The organism is Marinomonas lutimaris (genome assembly GCF_019426345.1).
Lineage (GTDB): Bacteria > Pseudomonadota > Gammaproteobacteria > Pseudomonadales > Marinomonadaceae > Marinomonas > Marinomonas lutimaris.
Window position 1 is genome coordinate 74,572 of the sequence record NZ_JAHLLW010000008.1, and the last position, 17,422, is coordinate 91,993.

Here is a 17,422-nt window from a genome sequence, read left to right on the forward strand (position 1 = left end):
ACATAAAACATAGATAAGTAGCCAATCATGAATGCAAACGAACTCATTCAACATTTCTCTGATCATCAAGTCACTTCCAAAATAATTAATATGCCAGCGAATGAAGTCGAGGATTTACACGCGCACCCATGGCATCAGGTATTGTTTCCTATTTCAGGACTACTGCAATCCACTATTGAGAACAAAAGCATTATCGTTCCACATAACGGAATGCTCTTCATACCAGCCAATGCTATTCATAAGTCAGTATCCGTATCGAAAACACAGTTTTTAGCGGTGTATTTAAACCCAAAGAGCAGAGTTAATTATGGGGACGAAGCAAAATCCTGTTTAGTCACGCCATTCTTAAAAGAGCTGATTGTATTGTTGGTTGAGCAAGGTTTGGACAATCACATGGAGCAAATCACAACTAATTTGCTTAACGTATTGCAAGATCAAATCGCCATAGCGGAGAGTTACGAAATTCCCTTGCTGATCCCAAGTGACAGAAGGTTGATGACGATCTTTATGGAATTGAACCAGCAGCCAGATTTGCCATTCACTCTTGCAGAGTGGGCAATAAAAGTCGGCGCATCACCGCGAACGCTGACGAGGCTTTGTGCGAAAGAATTTAATCAATCATTCGCAATGTGGCGACAAAACATCAGACTGGTTTTATCGCTACAGTTACTCGAAAAAAGCCTGTCCATTCAAAACATCGCCTTAGATTTAGGCTATCAATCTGATTCCGCCTACATCCATGCCTTTAAAGGTTTGTTTGCTCAAACGCCCAGCCAATACCGTAAAAGGTGTTTGTTGGGTTAGATCATTTTTTTTTGGCTTAAAAAGCAAAAAGCCAGCCATTAGACAAGACTGGCTTTTTTAGGGATGGGATTTGATAGATTATTGATACTTTATTGCCAACTCATCAACCCTCGCTAATATTTCTTTGACCGTTTCCTCTAGCTCTGACCCCATTCGTAAATATTCATTTGGATACTCATCCTTCATTAGAAACATGACTGCATAATAAATAGGCTTGAGTTGCTCGGTTAACTCAAGTTTTTTTAACCATTTAGCAACAAAGTGAGTTTGTTTTTTAGCTAAAAATAATGCGAATAAAGCAGCCATACCATTGGCACTTTCTTTAAACGTTTTCGACCATGTATCGTTATTAAATATTTTTTCCGTTACTTTTATTGCAGTATCAAGTTCATTGTTCCATAACGAAATAGACGCTAAAAAATATAAATTAATGTAATCTTCACTATAGCTAACACCTTGTTTGGCATAGTTAAAAGCTTGTTCTTTTTTATCATTTAATGCTTGTAAAAAATACAGTCCAGCGATAGAGACGTAAGCTCTGTTATCACCGTATTCGATGGCTTTAAGCAAAACTTCTTCTGCTTTAGAAAGGTCTTCTAATTTATCTATATATAAACCACCAAGCTGAAAGTAAGCTTTGTTATCGCCATGCTCAATAGCCCTAAGGTAGCTTTGTTCTGCTTTCAGAAAGTCTTCTAGCTCATTTTCATATAATTCCCCCAGATATTTATAAGCCTCAATAACTTCATTATTAGCTGCATTCAGAAAGCTCTCTTCCGCTAATTGGAGGTCACGAAGTTTATATTGGTATGTTACACCTATGGCAATATAGGCCACAAAGACTCCTTTAGAGGCAGCTTTTTCGAAATAGATGATTGCATGTGTGAATTCTTCTTTTTCTGCATAAGTGAATGCTTGTTCAATATACTCATCAAGCTCTATTTCAGGCAGTGAGTTTAAAAAACTGGTATCGTCTTGCTGTTGAAAAAAATTGTGAGCTTGCTGATATATCAGTTCTTTTTCATTAATAGATATGTTCTTACAAGCCAGTAATGCCGATGTGTAAGCTAGGGTGCCGGGTAAATAAGCATCTTGGCTTAATCCGACAGAAAATTGAGCTACTCGATGAGTCAAGTCTTCTTGGGTGCACCACATTTCAATAAATCGGGTAAGCCAAAGCAGTTTGTTTTTATCTCGGCGACGGCCATAGCGCATGAGATACCAAATATTGAAAAATCGCTCTTGGATGCGGTACAGGTGGTTTTTATTGTCGGTGGGAATTTTTTCAACGATCCATTGCTTTTGCAGTTGGGATAATTGAGCCGATATGGTTTTGCTGTCTATACGAGTTTTTTGGGCGATCTCTTTTACGGAGATGGCATCCCAGTGTTTGGCAATGGCGTGAACGATGGGTTTTTGTTGTTTACTTAGGTCGTCCATTCGATGTTTGTAAATGGGAGAGGCCATGTCGAGGGTGTCATCTAAGTAACCAAAAGTAGTGCCGTGGGGGCCTTCGGCTAAAATGTCGAATAATAACGCCATGGTTCTTGGTACGCCGCCCGTGAGTCGGCGAATAGATTCAATTTTCTCAGGTTGTTGTTTGATGGCGAGTTTTATTTGTTTAACGGCCTCTTCTCCAGCGGCTTCTGCCAGTGCTAATAACAAGTCTAAGGTTTCATCTTTCGTTAGATTACCTAAAGTGATGACGTTGAAAAACTGGTAAAAAGGATGTTTGTGATCATAGAAATTCTCAAGAGAAACCGCAGAGCCGCCAATAATTCTCAGGTTAGCATTTTGACTTAATACTTCTCTGAGTATTGCTAAATCGACTTTAGAGAAGTGATCAAATAGTTCGGCGATATTGTCGATAAATATAATGATTTTTTGCTGATGCTTGTTCAGGGCATTGTTTAGTAGTTTAAAGGCCTCTTTTGCGTCTTCGCCATCCTCTGGTTCAATGTCTTCTATTGTTTCTGCTAGACCTTTAAAGTTTGCCCCGTATAAAGGATGCTCTTCTAAATCTTCCGCGATACGCAGCCAAAAGCTAAACAAAGAGCTAATGCCATACTCTTCTTCTTTTAGTTGAATCGGAATTAACCAAGCTGATAATGCATCGCTTTCTTCAACTTCGATACATAATCGAGTGAGTAAGGTGGTTTTCCCCGCACCTCTTACACCTTGAATAATGTAATGTTGTTCGGGCGACTCCATTTTTGACTGCGAAATTTCTTTCCATAAGCGTTTGAATTCCTTCAACCTGATGGCAAAGGTTTTCTTTAATACGGCTGTGGACGTATTTTGCGGATTGTACTTTTTTGGTATTTCGTTTTTATAAGGCGCGGTTGGCATATCGATTCCACCAGTCTTTTAATAGGGGCGAGGTAAAACGGTAAGTATTTGGTTCTGATTCAAAAATGTAGCCATCATGCTCTAAGCAATTGATGACATATCCATGGTTGGTATCTTGATATTTTTCTTGTTGGCTAATATTAAAATAATCGTTAAATGAAACTTGTTCAGACTGAGCCAATAGATGTAAAAACTCTTTTGCTAATGCTTTTTCTGACTTTTCAAGGCGATTCAGTCGTTCAACCCAATGATTAAAATTGGAGCGATAAGCTTGGTCAAATAAGGCGGTATAAGCGGTGTCAACGTCGCTGCATGTTGGGTTAAGGTTTTCAATTTCTAAGCAGTGGTCTTCAAGTCTCTCCCATAGAATTTCAATATAGTAAGGCATCAACCATTGCACTTTTTCCAGCATGTATAGAGCAACGTCTGGCGTAATGTTTAATTCGCTGTCATTTTTGTCATTTAGAAAATCAATAAACGCCAATCCATTAGATTGGCTTAAAGTAGAGAGACTTAATTTTTCTTGATCGTTAATGAGATTTGACACGCCGAGTCGATTGGCTAATGAATCTAAGCCAATGGAGCCAGTAAAGATAAACTGCACCATTTCGTTCAATGATGTGTCTTGGCACAAGGTGCGGGTGTTTTTCATGAAGTTTTTGACCGCGGTTAACCCGCCATCTTCATGAATCGCTTCGATTACATCGGGATATTCATCAAAAACAATGACCAGCTTTTTATCCAATTGAAGTTTACGAATCACTGTTGCTAAGTCTTGGTGGGTGATATGCCGAGTTTTGTCGGTTAACTTGATACCTGAACCAGCGATGCTTATGTTATCAATCTTACTTAATATAGAACTAAGCCACTCTTTGCTTTTTTGGCTGTTTTTTTCTAGGTTTTTTATAAAATCCGTGTCGTACAATTGATCAAATATTTGCTTGTAGAAAGCCTGTTCTGTGGTGCAGGATTGAACCATGGTGTATAAAAAAATGTAGTCTTCTTTAGGGTTTTGTTCTAAATGCCTGAGCATTGACGTTTTGCCAGATCGCCTTGGGGCAAGCAGAATAATGTGGGCGCCTCTATCCAAGTATCGCCATACTTTTTGTTGATCTTTGTGGCGTTCGAAATACTTCTTCCCGAATACAACCTGACCTGACATATAACCTCCGTGTTCTTTTTGACAATGAATATTTTGTCAATATAGATAACTATAAAATCATTGTCAAATATTTTGGCTATAAAAAAATAGTCAAAATCAGTTTTGTATTCTTTTTAAGTGTTAGGAAAGTGTTTAGGCTAAATAGAAGGTCATTCCATAACCCCCAACTCCAAACATTCTCCTTCCATGGCTTTTGCATCCTCAGGATCGTGTGTGACAAGCAACGCGGGTATGTTCGCTTGGCGTATTTCGTTTAGCACAAAGGCTCGTACGTCACGCCTTAGTGCTGGATCAAGTTTGCTGAAGGGTTCGTCCAATAGTAAATAATCCGGTTTGGAAAGCAGGGTTCGCAGCAAGGCAACACGAGCCTGTTGACCGCCAGACAGTTCTTTCGGTAGGGCATTGGCTTTGTCGGGAATGCCGAGTTTTTCCAAGGCGTTTTGCGCCATGTTGATACGTTCTTGCTTATGGATGTCAGCAGGAATAGCGAACATGAGGTTTTCAGTGATGCTCATGTGCGGGAACAGCAAGGGCATTTGTTGTAACAAGCCGACTTTTCGATCTTGAGTGGCTTTTGTGTGCAAAGCTTCGTCGTTTAAAAAGGCTTCGCCAGTGGTAGTTAAATTCGCTGATAAAGATCCGCTTAAAAAATGCAGTAGGCTGGATTTGCCAATGCCGCTTGGCCCCATGATGGACAAAACCTGACCATCGGCGATTTCGAAGCTCAAATCTTTAATAAGTGTCTTATCGCCCAAAGACAAAGAAAACGCATTTACACTGAGCACGATGTATTCCTTCTGCTAAACAAATTTTTTAATACCAATCGCCACCTAGTCCAGCGCGGTGGAATGAATTGTGCGAGCCAAAATACCATGATGGGAAAGAAGGCTTGCAACATCGCCATGCTGCCCACTTGTTTTCTGTCGCCCGATGCAGCTTGGGCAACGGCTTCGGTAGTTAAAGTGCTGTAACGGCCTTCACCCGCAATGAGCGTAGGCAAATATTGGGCGATGCTGACGGAAAAACCAATGGCAAAGGCGGTGAAGATAGCGGGTTTTAGCATGGCGATTTTAACCACAAGATAATTGCGCCAAGGGCGATGGTTGAGTCGATTGGCTTGCAGCAAGTATTCTTCTTGGTAGGCCAAGTAGGGGCCTTTTAGTGTTAAGTAAACATAAGGCAAAACGTACATCAGATGCAGAGCAATAATGGCGCACAAGTCGCCATTTAGGTTCAGATAAATCAGCAGCACGTGCAAACCAAACAAAAAACCAATCTGTGGCAAGAGAATCGGCACGTAAATCAGCCAATCGAACACATGCGGTTTGCTTAAGCTTGAAACTTTACTGCTGTGGCGCTTTGTTTCTAACATGACAAGGCTTATGACGCACGCCATGAGCGTGGCAATCAAGGCAATGGTCAGGGTGTTTAAGGTAAGGTCCATTAGTAGCGGTGTGGCGCGTTCTATATTGTCCCATGTCCATTGACTCGGTAACGCATCGGGAAAGCGCCAGCGCCGAGTAAGCGACCAAATCGGCAGCAAAGCCAGAGCCACAAAGGCATTCAATAAGGCGAGCAACCCCAAAACTACGCCTAATCGAAGCAGGTTGTCGGTTAAACCAAAACGCTTGCCGTTACTGCGTTCAGCTCGGCTTAGTTTGCTGAATGACAAATGCGCCACTTCCCAGCCTGCTAAAACGGCAACAATGATCAACATAAGGGAAATTGCGCCAGCGCTTGCCATTAAGCGCATGGATAAATCGGGATCATTAAACCAGCGTAATAAAGTCACCGCCAGTGTTGACGGTGTGTTGGGGCCGATCACCAAAGCCAAATCCACTACAGTCAAACTAAAGGCGACAACGATAAAAATAGGCAAACGAATAATTGGATACAGCTGAGGAATTAACACCTTGCGCCACAAGGTAAAACGGCTGTAACCGAGGGCTTGGCCGACTTGTAAGCTTTCTCGAGCCTTGATGCTTCTCATCGTGGCGAGCATGACAAACAATAGATAAGGCATTTCTTTTATCACAAGGGCGAGAATCAGTGAAACGCCATAAGGATCTTGTACGGTAATCCAGTTAGGCGGTCGATCAAATCCTGTTAGCCATGGGCTGAACAAGCGAACTAACCAACCGGACGGACTCAATAGAAACAATAGACCAATGGCAATGGCTGCATGGGGAATCGCCAAAATCGGTGATAAAAGTGCTTCGATTTTTTGGAAAAACGGACGCTGATAACCCCAAGCCAACAGCGACAGGGCGAACCAAAGAGCGAGCAGAGGTGCAGCGATACCGGTAATTAGCGTGAGTTTTAAGCTGGCGTAAAATTCCCCTTGAGCAAATAGATTATACCAAGGAGTGAAAGAAAGATTGTATTCACCAAGAGGCGGAAAATATGCAAACGCAGGAAGCAAGGTGCCGATCAAGCCTACGGCAACAGGAAATACCAATAATAGACTGATAGTCCCAGTGATCCATTTAGCGTGTTTTAACGGCATCTTGCTTCTTATTTAGATAATTATAGAGTTTTTCACGACGTGACGAGCGCAGTAGTCGTGTGATTATTGTGCGTAACGCTTACGCCATTCCGCTTCTAATGCTCCAACCCAGCTACTGTGTGGCTCGGGTAACGTTTGGCCTAACTCTTCAATGCTTAATGTGGCGATACCACGAGGCAGAGCGTCAAATTTGGCTTGTTCAGACGCAGGTAATTTTGCGTAAGATAAAACACTTAAGTCGCCCCAAATGGTTGGCGTTTGCTTTTTAATTTGCGCTTCTGGTGACAACATAAAGTTTGCCACGACTTGTGCTCCCGCTTTTGCGCCACTGTTATACGGAATTGCTAGAAAGTGTGTATTGCCAATGGTGCCGTTGGTGAAAACGTAAGAGCGCACCGAGTCTGGTAGATTACCTTTGTCGATCTGAACCGATGCCGCGGAAATGTCGAAGCTTAATGCTACATCGATTTCTTGGTCATCGAGTAAACGCATCATTTCTTCTGAGCTGGATGGAAAGGTTTGACCATTGCGCCATGCGACCTTATGAAGCTGATCTAAATAGGCCCACAAAGGTGCGGTAATCTTGTCGAAATCCACACTGTCTGCGGGTTGTGCTAGCGCTTTGCGGTAAGGTGTTAATTCGTACAAAGCTTGTTTCAAAAATGTTGAACCAAGGAATTGCGGTGGTTCTGGATAGGTGATTCGTCCAGGATGTGCTTTGGCGTAGGTGAGTAAATCGGCAATCGACTTTGGCGGATTGCTCAAGGTCGCTGTGTCGTACATAAAGATGACCTGCGCCATGCCCCAAGGGGATTCCATGCCATCAACAGGCGTACCGAAGTCTTGGGTTAAGCTTTGGCGAGCATTTTCATCCACGTAAGTCATGTAGTTTGGTAGTGACTGGCTGAATGGACCAAAGAGTAAATTATTGTCTTTCATAGCGCGGAAGTTTTCGCCATTGAGCCAGATAAGATCGATGGAACCATTGTTGTTTTTGCCTGCTGCTTTTTCGGCCAATACTCTGTTTACTGCGTCGGACGTGTCTGTCAGCTTCACTTGTTTAAGGGTGACATCGTATTCCTCTTGAATACGATCGGCGGCCCACTGAATGTAATCGTTAATGTTGTCGGCACCACCCCAAGCATTGAAATACACGGTTTGGCCTTTGGCTTGTTGAAGCGTGTCTTGCCAGCTTTGTTGGCTTGCGTTGTTTTGAGTTGAAGTGGCTAGTGTAGGCAAGCTTGATAAGGCTAGGGTGGCAGCGATGGAAGCCGCGACAAACGATTTTCTCATTCCTTTCTCCTGATGTTCTTTAGTTGTTTTAATCTTTACGAAAGCTTAGACGTAAATAGATCCTTGTTTCTTACAGTCCTTTATTTAAGGAATTGTTTTTTATTAAAAATTGGTTTTAGCGTACCATGTTGCAGGCTCAAATTGGGCGAATGTTTTACAGCTTTTTTCGAGGTGTTATGTCTTACCAAATTTACTCTCATGTATTACCGAGCGCTACACCAGGCACTCAGCGTGTGTTAAAAGCCCATCACTTTGGTGAAGCAGGTGCGCGTCCTAAAGTGTATTTTCAGGCGGGATTACATGCAGACGAATGGCCGGGGTTTTTGGTGCTTAACACCTTGCTGAGAAAACTGAAAAAAGCCGACGATGCAGGTTTGATTCAAGGCGAAATTGTCATCGTTCCTGTGGCGAACCCGATTGGTTTGGCGCAAAATTTTCACGGTTATATTCCGGGCCGCTTTGCGTTTTCTGACGGTGGTGGCAACTTTAACCGTAACTGGCCGCAGTTAGGTGCGAAAGTTGAAAAACGCATCAAGGGCGATGTGACTGGCGATATTCAAAGTAATATCGAACTAGTTCGCCAAGCGATTCATGACGAGTTGGTGTTGCTGCCAGAAACCACCGAACTGCAAGGCATGAAGAAAACCTTGTTGGCTTTGTCTATGGATGCAGATGAAGTTATCGATCTGCATTGTTCTGGGGAAGCCAGCATGCACGCCTATGTAGCGCAAGAATTTGAAAGTCACTTTAAGCCTCTGTTGGCTTTGTTAGGTGCTAAGGTTGGCTTGTCTGAATTAGAAACGGGTGCGGCCTCGTTTGATGAAACCAATGTCAGTGTGTGGCGTGATTTAAAAGCCCATTATGCCCATTTGATTCCTTGGGGAAGCCGCTCTTTAACGGTAGAATTACGCGGCGAAAATGACATTTCTAATGAGTTTGCTCAGCAAGATGCACAAGCTTTATTTGATTATCTTGTGCTGCGAGAAGTGATTGCTGGTAAGTCACCCGCGATTGATGACAGCGACGTTGAATATTATCCACTGGATGCCATGGATTTAGTCAAAGCGCCGTGTGCTGGCATTGTCTGTTATCACAAAGCCATTGGCGACGAAGTAGAAGAAGGCGAAGTGATTGGTGAAGTGGTGAACCTAATGGACGATGACGTGGAAAGCTCCAGTTATCCTTTGGTTTCACGCACCAATGGCGTGTTTTTTGCCCGTGTGCAGCGCCGTTTGGTGGTGTGTGGCGAATCCATTGCCAAGATCGCTGGCAGAGAACATCTGGCGTTTCGTGAGATCGGCAAGTTGTTTGAAGACTAGAAAAACTAATGACTTAAAAGTCGATAATTAGTAATTGAAGATCCAATCGTATAAATACTAGGCAAGATTATTTTGACACAAGCGCAACCCAATACAGAGGTGACCACCTCGTTAACCGATGAGCAAACGCTTGTTGTAAATCATGATCTCACGTCACCAGCGAAAGTCATTGCCGTGGCTGGCGCGGGTAAAACCACCACCTTAATTTCTCGTATCGAGCATTTGTTGGCTCAGGGTGTGGACCCGTCTCACATTGGCGTATTTATGTTTAACAAAAGCGCGCAAGAAGAATTCTCCGAGCGTTTGAGTAAGCGGCTCATGGCCGCTGGGCATTTACGCTCTCCCAGTGTGATGACCTTTCATGCCTTTGGTATGAAGTTTTGTCGTCGTTTGGAACAGCAAGGTTGGTTGTCTGCCGCCAAGCTCATTACCGATGATTTTAGTTTGGTAAAAATGTTGCGCGAGGCGTTACAGCGTCTGGTTCGCAATGGCGAGAAAATCGCTATGCTAGATGAGAAAGACTGGCTTGAAGACGTGCTGTTGTTTGTCGATCAAGTGAAAGCTTCTGACCAACCCGCGCAGATCGTTTTTGAAGCTTTGGGCTGGTCTAACGAGCGTAAGTTTTTCCCGGCGTTATACGATGAGTTAGAGAAGCTACGCAAACGTAATAACATACGCTTTTTTGCTGATTTGCTCAGTGACCCTTATGAATTAATCAGTGAATTAGACGAAGCTGAACGCGTGAGAGTGCGTGGCTTAGTACCTGATTTCCGTTATTTGTTAATTGACGAATTTCAAGATATTAATCCTTGCCAATACGAGCTATTAAAATTGCTTTATCCTGCGCCTTGTCAATGGATGATTGTGGGCGACGTACAGCAATGTATTTACGAATGGCGCGGTGCCAGCCCAGAGATCATGGCAAGTCAGTTTGACCAAGACTTTGCTGGTGTGGCGACTTATCCGCTAAGTACCAGTTTTCGTTTCGGTCATGCGGTCGGTTTAATGGCGTCGAGCGTGATTAGTGAAAATGATCCTGATGCCTTGGTAATTGGTGCCGGCGAGCGCACGCGAGTGTCTTTTGCCCGCGCTCCGAAGACAGGTAAGGCGTTGTTGGGGGAGCTGAAATCTTGGGTGGACGAAGGTCGTGCATTGAGCGATACCGCGGTGCTGGTGCGCTTGTACAGTGACATGGTTCCAGTGCAACTCGCCTTGATGCACAAAGGTGTGCCGTATCAATTACATGGTGATTCGCCATTGTTGGAAAATCGCCAAATTCGTATGTTGATGGCGTATCTTGCTGTGATTGCTGGTGGTTTGGAAACGTCGAACACCTTTTTTCATCCGGATGATATCGAATACTTGCTGACGGTACCGAGCCTTGGTGGTTCCATGGCACAGCGTAAAACCTTGATCCAACAAGCCAAACAATCGCCGCATTTGTTGCCGCAGATTATAGAGTCCGTGGCTGACGCGACAGATGGTTGGCGTGCTAAAAAACTATACGAACGTGCTGATTGGTTGCGCAGCTTAAGTATTTATCGCACCGATCCGGCGCAAGGCTTGGCGCACACTTTAGAAAAGTTAGGCATTTATCGTTATTTCGAAAGCACCAGCAGTAAAGATATTCAGACCCAAGAAAAGATAGCTACTTGCGATGCCTTTATGGCTTATGTGCGTGGTGTTGGCGGTGATGCAAAATCGATTTTAGAACAACTCGCCACCTTGAATGAAAAACAAACGGACGATGTTCATGGCGTGCATTTGATGACGATCCATAAATCGAAAGGTTTGGAGTTCGATCAGGTGTTATTGTCTGGCTTACAAGAAGGGCGTTTCCCTTATTACGATGAGGATTTGAGCGCCATAGACAAGCAGGCCGCCAGTGATATGGCGTCGGAGCGACGTCTGTTTTATGTGGCCATAACGCGGGCAAAACAGAAATTAGTTCTGCTCGAATCCCCAAGTGCTGATGAGCACAAACGTATGAAACAGGGCGACATTCCCCGCGCTGCCTTGAAAAGCTTGTCCTTGTCGCGCTTTGTGTTCGAAGCACAGCCTTACGCGGTGAGTCGTATTTGCGAAGCTTGGTATGTCGAGAATGTTGGCACGCCAATTGATACGGAAAAAGGTTCGGTCTTTCAGCGTTATTTGAACGCGGTTGATCCTTCTCCGTCGCTGACCTTTCGTCATCGCGTTGAAGGAAAGAGCCTTTTGCAGCCCGGCGACAAAGTTCGCCACGATCAGTTCGGTCAGGGTGTTGTCGTTCGACAAGAACAAGACGCCAAACAAATGATTTTTGTGGATTTTGGTGAAATGGGTCTAAAACGCTTTAATCCCAAGCACACACAACTTATTAAACTGTCTTCCAGAGCCTAAGGAACGCGTAATGTCTATTCCATTAATTGATTTATCCAAGCTGATTCATGAGAGCGAATTGGTACGTCAGAGTGAGATAGTTGCCCTAGATAAGGCATGTCGTGAGATTGGTTTCTTCTACCTTACCAATACAGGTATTCCAAAAACATTGATGGCGGCGTTGATGCGCGAAGCCAAGCGTTTCTTTAATCAGCCGCAAGATGTGAAAAACACCATCGATATTAAAAACAGCATTAATCATCGTGGTTACGGCAATATTGGTGAAGAGCAGCTCGACGAAATTGGTCATGCGGATTGGAAAGAAACCTTTGATATGGCGTTGGACTTTCCTAAGGATCATCCTTTGGCGATTAAATATCCGACGGCTTACGGCCCTAACCAGAATCCAAGTGATCCTACGACACTAGAAGTGCTGCAAGAATACTATGTAGAGGCTTTCCAAGTGGCGCAGAAGCTGCTGACGGCTATGGCGCAAGCCTTGTCCTTAGAGGATGACTTCTTTACGCGCGGCTTTAAAGATCACGTGACTGTTTTGCGCATGATTCACTATCCACCACGCCCAGCCAACGACCATGACAATGGCGCGGGTGCGCATACGGATTACGGTTGTGTCACCTTGCTATTGCAAGATCAGATTGGTGGTTTACAAGTGAAAAACCGCCAAGGTGAGTGGGTCGATGCGACGCCAATCGACAATGCCTTAGTGGTCAATATTGGTGATTTGATGCAGCGTTGGACTAATGACGAATACGTTTCTACAGCGCATCGAGTGCGTGCTTCATTGCCAGATGTGCATCGCTACTCGTTCCCATTCTTTGTGGAACCAGATTACGAAACCAACGTTGAGTGTGTGCCAAGCTGCGCGACCGCTGATAAACCTGCCAAATATGATGGGATCTTGAGTGGCGACTGGATTCAGTCGCGCTTTGATGCAACCTATGCGTACCGAGAGAAAGAAAAAGCTTAATCTGGGTGACTGACAAGTCGTGAAGATAACGCGCAATGATATAAAAGATAAAATATTTACTAAAACAAGAAGGGTTCAAAAAAAGAAGAGCCAAAAAAATGACCGCTAGGCGGTCATTTTTAATAATTCAGACAAAGGTTGGATTTGGTAATTTTGACCTTTGATTCTGGCAATATGTCCTGCTGGCACTTGAGTCCAGCTGTCACTGGAATGGTCTAGCGGTTCTGAGCCAATCACGATGTGTTTTTCAAATTGCTTGCAGTATAAGCTTGGTGCTAGTTCGTCACTAGAAAAGCGAATGGCGGTGATTTCTTCCCCATCTGAAAAAACCGCTGTGAAACGCAACGGATCTTTGATGTTTTTCTGCTTCATCATCTCCATAATTTGCGCTAGGGTCATTTCTATCGCAGCTTCAGGATTAGCTTCTAATCCATTGGCAATCATCAATAAGAAAATAACTTCGGAATCGGTTGCGCCATGTCGATGGCTATAAAGATGTTCAGGTATCAAGCGATCCAGTTGCCAGCGTAAAGACTCATAGCCACCAATTTGTCCGTTGTGCATGAATAGCCAGTTTTTGTAACTGAATGGATGGCAGTTTGAGCGATTGGTTTCTGTGCCAGTGGAAGAGCGCACATGGGCGAAAAACAAGCCGCTTTTAATATGTCTCGCTAGGCTTTTTAAATTACTATCACTCCATGCAGGCAATACTTCATGATAAAGGCCTGGTTCCTCGCGTTCATCGTACCAGCCCAAACCAAAACCGTCTGCATTCACTGTCACTTCCGATTTTCTAGCGCTTAAGCTTTGATGAATTAAAGAATGCTCTTGTTTGAAAAGTAATGACTCAAGGTAAACCGCGTCACCTTGATACGCCATCCAACGACACATGATTTTCTCCTAGGAATGAAAAGGGGAAGTGACTAACTTCCCCTGAAATCTTAATCTAAAAAGTATACTCCTGTAACACTATACTTTGAAATAACTGATCTTAGCTGAAAGTTGTGTTGCCAATGAGGCCAGTTGTTCTGCAGAGTTGCTAATAGAATGAATCGACTTCGTTGTACGTGAGGCAATTTCGGTAATATTCTCGACGTTGCGGCTTACTTCAGCGGTTACCGAGGCTTGTTCTTCGGCGGTTGCTGAGATTCTGTCATTCATATCGCGAATCTTAGACACGGATTGGTTGATATGATGAAGCGAGTCTTCCTCATGTTTGACCTGATTCACTGCATCGGTAGAGCGCTGATGACTTGATGTCATGGCTTTTACCGCAGAGCTAGTGCCGCTTTGTAGCAAGGCGATCATTTTCTCGATCTCTTGCGTGGCATTCTGGGTGTTTTGTGCAAGATGGCGAACTTCATCGGCTACTACGGCAAAGCCACGACCTTGCTCGCCAGCACGTGCTGCTTCAATCGCTGCGTTTAAAGCGAGTAGGTTGGTTTGTTCTGCAATACCTAGAATGACGTTAAGAATATTACTGATTTCTTTAGTATTGGTTTGCAATTCATTAATAGTATCCGCAGAGCTGGCAATTTCGCTTGCTAACTCCTGAATGCTATTAATTGTTTTTGTGACAATGGTTGTGCCTTCGTTCGCTGCTACTTCTGCTTCGTGCGCAGCTTGGCTTGCGTCTGTCGTTGATTCAGAAACATGTACCGCCGTGGCTTGTATTTCTTGTATCGCTTGAGAGATAAAATTGGTTTCTTGTTGCTGGCGATCTACCATTTCAGAGGATTCGTCGGTAATGCGATTAAGATCGTTAGCGGCAGTTGTTAGCATCGAGCTGGATTCTGCTACGTCATGCAAAATGCTACTAAGTTGTACAACGAGTTTGTCCATTGCTGTTTCTAGCATGCCGATTTCGTCTTTGCGTGTGCTGGTGATTTTAGATTGAACCAAATCACCTGAGGCAATTTCTTCTGCACGTCGAACTGCTTTAATAAGTGGTCTACAAATGCCGTTAACAATGATGATGCTGATGGCGATACCAATCACAATAAGCACGGCAGCGAGTATGCCACTAGTGTAAATGGTTTGGTCTAGTTTGTGATTTTGATTATCAGCCACGGCGCTGCTGTATTCATTTATAGAGGCAATAATGTCCTCCATTTGCTTGTTCACCGTGATTAGGCTCTCGTCGGCAGCGCGACGAGATTTACTTGCTTTCATGGTATTTAACTTTACCCACCAGCTGTAGGTTTCTGTGCTGGCTTCTAAGAAAATAGCTTGTTGCTCTTCTAGGGCTTTAATTTGTTCTAGTAGGTCACCTAATCCATCATGAACTGGCATGGTGGCAAGAATGCTTTTTACATTCTCTATACTGGTGACTAGTTCACCAGTATAAGTTTTGAATTTTGCGGCAGACTCAGCAATCTGTTCAGTGCCATATCCACCAATAGATTTTGCGATAGAGACTTGGAAATAACCACGCTCAAATTCAACAGATTGTTGCAGTAAAAGCTGGCGGCTTTTTTCTAGATTTTTAACGAGTTGAAGGCTTTGATAAGAAAGGCTTTGTAATTCGGAAGAAACGGATTTACTGGTCAGTGCAGAGCTAATGCTGATGCCAATAATTACTAACGAAAAGAGTGCAATAAGTGAGAGTATTTTGGTGCGTACGGACAGATTTAACATAGTTAATCCAATGAATTAAGAGTGTTGGTCGATATCTCTAGTACAGCAATACTTATGCCAATCAAGTTGCATTATCTCGTACGAAGGATGTTGGCTTATATCGTCCCCGCAACCTGTACTTTATTTGATCTAAAGCTTGGCAAAAATATCCACGTGTTTAGAGAGGATCTAATTTATTTTGTTTTTTTTATTGCTCAAGCTTGAATATGCACTCTGTAGGGAATGTGCAAGCAAAGCTGGCGAATAGTAAGATAACGTAAAAAGGGAGGAGAAGCATAGCGGTTTTTCCCGTTATGCTCTATTTTTGTGCATTCTTGAGGGCTTAATTGTTCTCTGATGGTGCGGAGCTGATAACCACGTCATTGCCGTCAACAGTAAAAAAGAAGCAGTCGCGTCGATTTGTGTGGCAGGCTGGACCTTGTTGATTAACCTTGATTAGAATCGCGTCACCATCACAGTCAAATGACATGGATACTAGCGTTTGGCGATGCCCTGAGCTTTCACCTTTACGCCAGTAAGTTTGGCGTGAGCGAGACCAGTAACACACTTGGCCCGTTTCTAACGTCTCACGAATCGATTTCTCGTTCATGTACGCCAGCATCAAAACTTCACCAGTATCATGTTGTTGTGCGATGGCCGCGATTAAACCATGCTCGTCTGTTTTTAGATTCGCTAATACTGTATCTAGAGATAGCTTCTCGCCTTTGGCGAGGTTTTCGTATTCTTGTAAGCTCATATTCTGGCCTTTATTTTTTCTGAAATTGCGCCTTTACCAATGCCCTCAAAACCGTGGGCTTCAATGTGCACACCTGGATTCTCTTCTGCTAATACATCGGCAATGTGTGCGGAAAGCGATTCAACTGTGGTATCGCAATCCAGCATGTAGACTTGATTGCTGTCGATTTTTAGCTCAAACAAACCTTGCTGGCTTGTGTAGCTAAAGCAGTGATAATTTACACCGTTTTCAGTGACCTGACTTATCAAATCTTCTTGGGTGCCTAAATAGATGTCTTCCCAACGCTTTGCCCAATCGTGTTCCATTGCAGCATTACGTGCGCCATCGGCGTAAATCTCAACCGTAGAACGATGACCATGAGCAATACGTTGGCAATTACCTGCGTGTTTTTTCAAACCATGGCTGTATTGATATTGTGCGCCAGTAATTTGCTCTGGTGAAAAACGCACGCTAACGGCTTCTAATTCCGCTGGCAGCAGATTAAGAATTTGCGACTCAACCCATTTAGCAACCGCTTCTGGTGTGATTTCGGTCATTGGCAATACGCAAATGGCTTGAGTAGGTGTGTCACATTGAAACACGCGTTTGTCGTCAGCTGTGGTTTTACTATGATCAAAGTGAAAGGATACGCGATCATCAGCTAATGGAGTCATAGTTGATCCGCTGTGCTCAGCAGGAATCGCCAGCATGTGATCAATGTTGTCATCCAGCCATTTCTTGATTTGTTTTTTCACGATACTGAAATCACAAATCATGCTTTCATCGTTTAACTTGCCGGTCAGCACAATGTCTGTCTGCCAGCTTTCGCCCAACAAACCACGTGTGGCGTCAAAGTAGGAAAAATCCACGTGGGTTAGGTTTTTTACAAATAGCTTCAACTCGCTACTCCTATGATTCTTAATGGCGCGTATCTTACCGTAAATAGAAGCAGCGTTATAGCTCGATACTAAAAAGCGCAAGCATAGGAACAAGAGTAGGAAGGGGCTTATAAGCAGAAAGATTTAAGTATTTGAAAATACATAAGAAAGGCGGTTGATATTTCGATTTGGCTGCGTATAATTGCGCCCCAAGGTCAACAAGCCTCCTTTATGGTGTCTCTGCTGGTCCCCTCGCAACGATAAACCGTTAATCTGGTCAGGTCCGGAAGGAAGCAGCCACAGCGGTGGACTTGTGTGCCGAGGTGCGGCTGGTAGAGATGCCACCTTAATCTCCCCAAAGTTCTAAACTCTGCCTTTTTCACATCATTTTTATTTCTTTGTATTCTCTTGCG

General features: G+C 43.7%; 13 protein-coding genes and 1 other RNA gene. 5 read left to right on the forward strand and 9 right to left on the reverse strand.

Annotation, left to right across the window (positions count from 1 at the left end; genetic code table 11):
- Positions 1-27 precede the first annotated feature (27 nt).
- Positions 28-804: an AraC family transcriptional regulator gene (locus KPL72_RS11180; protein ID WP_219702780.1), complete on the forward strand. Its 777-nt coding sequence runs from the start codon at positions 28-30 to the stop codon at positions 802-804.
- A gap of 78 nt (positions 805-882) precedes the next feature.
- On the opposite strand, the gene KPL72_RS11185 is transcribed toward KPL72_RS11180, so the two are convergent.
- From KPL72_RS11185 to KPL72_RS11205, 5 genes are all read right to left on the reverse strand, one after another.
- A complete protein-coding gene (locus KPL72_RS11185; RefSeq protein ID WP_219702781.1) occupies positions 883-3,153 on the reverse strand; it encodes an ATP-binding protein in 2,271 nt (756 codons plus the stop codon).
- A complete protein-coding gene (locus KPL72_RS11190; protein ID WP_219702782.1) occupies positions 3,134-4,315 on the reverse strand; it encodes an AAA family ATPase in 1,182 nt (393 codons plus the stop codon). Before KPL72_RS11190 ends, KPL72_RS11185 begins: the two co-directional genes overlap by 20 nt.
- A 149-nt stretch (positions 4,316-4,464) precedes the next feature.
- A complete protein-coding gene (locus tag KPL72_RS11195) occupies positions 4,465-5,100 on the reverse strand; it encodes an ATP-binding cassette domain-containing protein (RefSeq protein WP_219702783.1) in 636 nt (211 codons plus the stop codon).
- Positions 5,088-6,821 (reverse strand): ABC transporter permease, encoded by a 1,734-nt coding sequence (locus tag KPL72_RS11200; protein ID WP_219702784.1) that lies wholly within the window; start codon positions 6,819-6,821, stop codon positions 5,088-5,090. Before KPL72_RS11200 ends, KPL72_RS11195 begins: the two co-directional genes overlap by 13 nt.
- A 63-nt stretch (positions 6,822-6,884) precedes the next feature.
- Positions 6,885-8,114: an ABC transporter substrate-binding protein gene (locus KPL72_RS11205; RefSeq protein ID WP_219702785.1), complete on the reverse strand. Its 1,230-nt coding sequence runs from the start codon at positions 8,112-8,114 to the stop codon at positions 6,885-6,887.
- 176 nt (positions 8,115-8,290) lie between these two features.
- Here KPL72_RS11205 and KPL72_RS11210 point away from each other — a divergent pair, with 176 nt between their 5' ends.
- The 3 genes from KPL72_RS11210 to KPL72_RS11220 all read left to right on the forward strand — a co-directional run bounded on the left by KPL72_RS11210 (position 8,291) and on the right by KPL72_RS11220 (position 12,779).
- Positions 8,291-9,433 (forward strand): succinylglutamate desuccinylase/aspartoacylase family protein, encoded by a 1,143-nt coding sequence (locus tag KPL72_RS11210; protein ID WP_219702786.1) that lies wholly within the window; start codon positions 8,291-8,293, stop codon positions 9,431-9,433.
- Between the two features lie 72 nt (positions 9,434-9,505).
- On the forward strand, positions 9,506-11,812 hold the full coding sequence (locus KPL72_RS11215; RefSeq protein WP_249422212.1) for an ATP-dependent helicase: 2,307 nt from the start codon (positions 9,506-9,508) through the stop codon (positions 11,810-11,812).
- Positions 11,813-11,822: 10 nt separating this feature from the next.
- The gene (locus KPL72_RS11220) at positions 11,823-12,779 is read left to right on the forward strand and encodes an isopenicillin N synthase family dioxygenase (RefSeq protein WP_219702787.1); all 957 of its coding nucleotides are present in this window, start codon (positions 11,823-11,825) and stop codon (positions 12,777-12,779) included.
- A 105-nt stretch (positions 12,780-12,884) separates the two neighbouring features.
- Here the strand turns inward: KPL72_RS11220 and KPL72_RS11225 are convergent, their stop codons facing one another.
- From KPL72_RS11225 to KPL72_RS11240, 4 genes are all read right to left on the reverse strand, one after another.
- The gene (locus KPL72_RS11225; RefSeq protein ID WP_219702788.1) at positions 12,885-13,670 is read right to left on the reverse strand and encodes a class II glutamine amidotransferase; all 786 of its coding nucleotides are present in this window, start codon (positions 13,668-13,670) and stop codon (positions 12,885-12,887) included.
- A 78-nt stretch (positions 13,671-13,748) separates the two neighbouring features.
- The gene (locus tag KPL72_RS11230) at positions 13,749-15,416 is read right to left on the reverse strand and encodes a methyl-accepting chemotaxis protein (RefSeq protein WP_219702789.1); all 1,668 of its coding nucleotides are present in this window, start codon (positions 15,414-15,416) and stop codon (positions 13,749-13,751) included.
- Between the two features lie 322 nt (positions 15,417-15,738).
- On the reverse strand, positions 15,739-16,152 hold the full coding sequence (gene hisI, locus KPL72_RS11235; RefSeq protein ID WP_219702790.1) for a phosphoribosyl-AMP cyclohydrolase: 414 nt from the start codon (positions 16,150-16,152) through the stop codon (positions 15,739-15,741).
- Entirely contained in the window at positions 16,149-17,030 is an 882-nt protein-coding gene (locus KPL72_RS11240; RefSeq protein ID WP_219702791.1) for a 6-carboxytetrahydropterin synthase, read from the reverse strand. Before KPL72_RS11240 ends, hisI begins: the two co-directional genes overlap by 4 nt.
- Before the next feature lie 220 nt (positions 17,031-17,250).
- Here KPL72_RS11240 and ffs point away from each other — a divergent pair.
- Positions 17,251-17,347: signal recognition particle sRNA small type (gene ffs, locus KPL72_RS11245), an RNA gene on the forward strand.
- Positions 17,348-17,422 lie beyond the last annotated feature (75 nt).

Coding starts and splice junctions, on each gene's coding strand:
- KPL72_RS11180 (WP_219702780.1), top strand. CDS start 28: ATGAATGCAAACGAACTCATTCAACATTTCTCTGATCATCAAGTCACT.
- KPL72_RS11185 (WP_219702781.1), bottom strand. CDS start 3,153: ATGCCAACCGCGCCTTATAAAAACGAAATACCAAAAAAGTACAATCCG.
- KPL72_RS11190 (WP_219702782.1), bottom strand. CDS start 4,315: ATGTCAGGTCAGGTTGTATTCGGGAAGAAGTATTTCGAACGCCACAAA.
- KPL72_RS11200 (WP_219702784.1), bottom strand. CDS start 6,821: ATGCCGTTAAAACACGCTAAATGGATCACTGGGACTATCAGTCTATTA.
- KPL72_RS11205 (WP_219702785.1), bottom strand. CDS start 8,114: ATGAGAAAATCGTTTGTCGCGGCTTCCATCGCTGCCACCCTAGCCTTA.
- KPL72_RS11210 (WP_219702786.1), top strand. CDS start 8,291: ATGTCTTACCAAATTTACTCTCATGTATTACCGAGCGCTACACCAGGC.
- KPL72_RS11220 (WP_219702787.1), top strand. CDS start 11,823: ATGTCTATTCCATTAATTGATTTATCCAAGCTGATTCATGAGAGCGAA.
- KPL72_RS11225 (WP_219702788.1), bottom strand. CDS start 13,670: ATGTGTCGTTGGATGGCGTATCAAGGTGACGCGGTTTACCTTGAGTCA.
- KPL72_RS11230 (WP_219702789.1), bottom strand. CDS start 15,416: ATGTTAAATCTGTCCGTACGCACCAAAATACTCTCACTTATTGCACTC.
- hisI (WP_219702790.1), bottom strand. CDS start 16,152: ATGAGCTTACAAGAATACGAAAACCTCGCCAAAGGCGAGAAGCTATCT.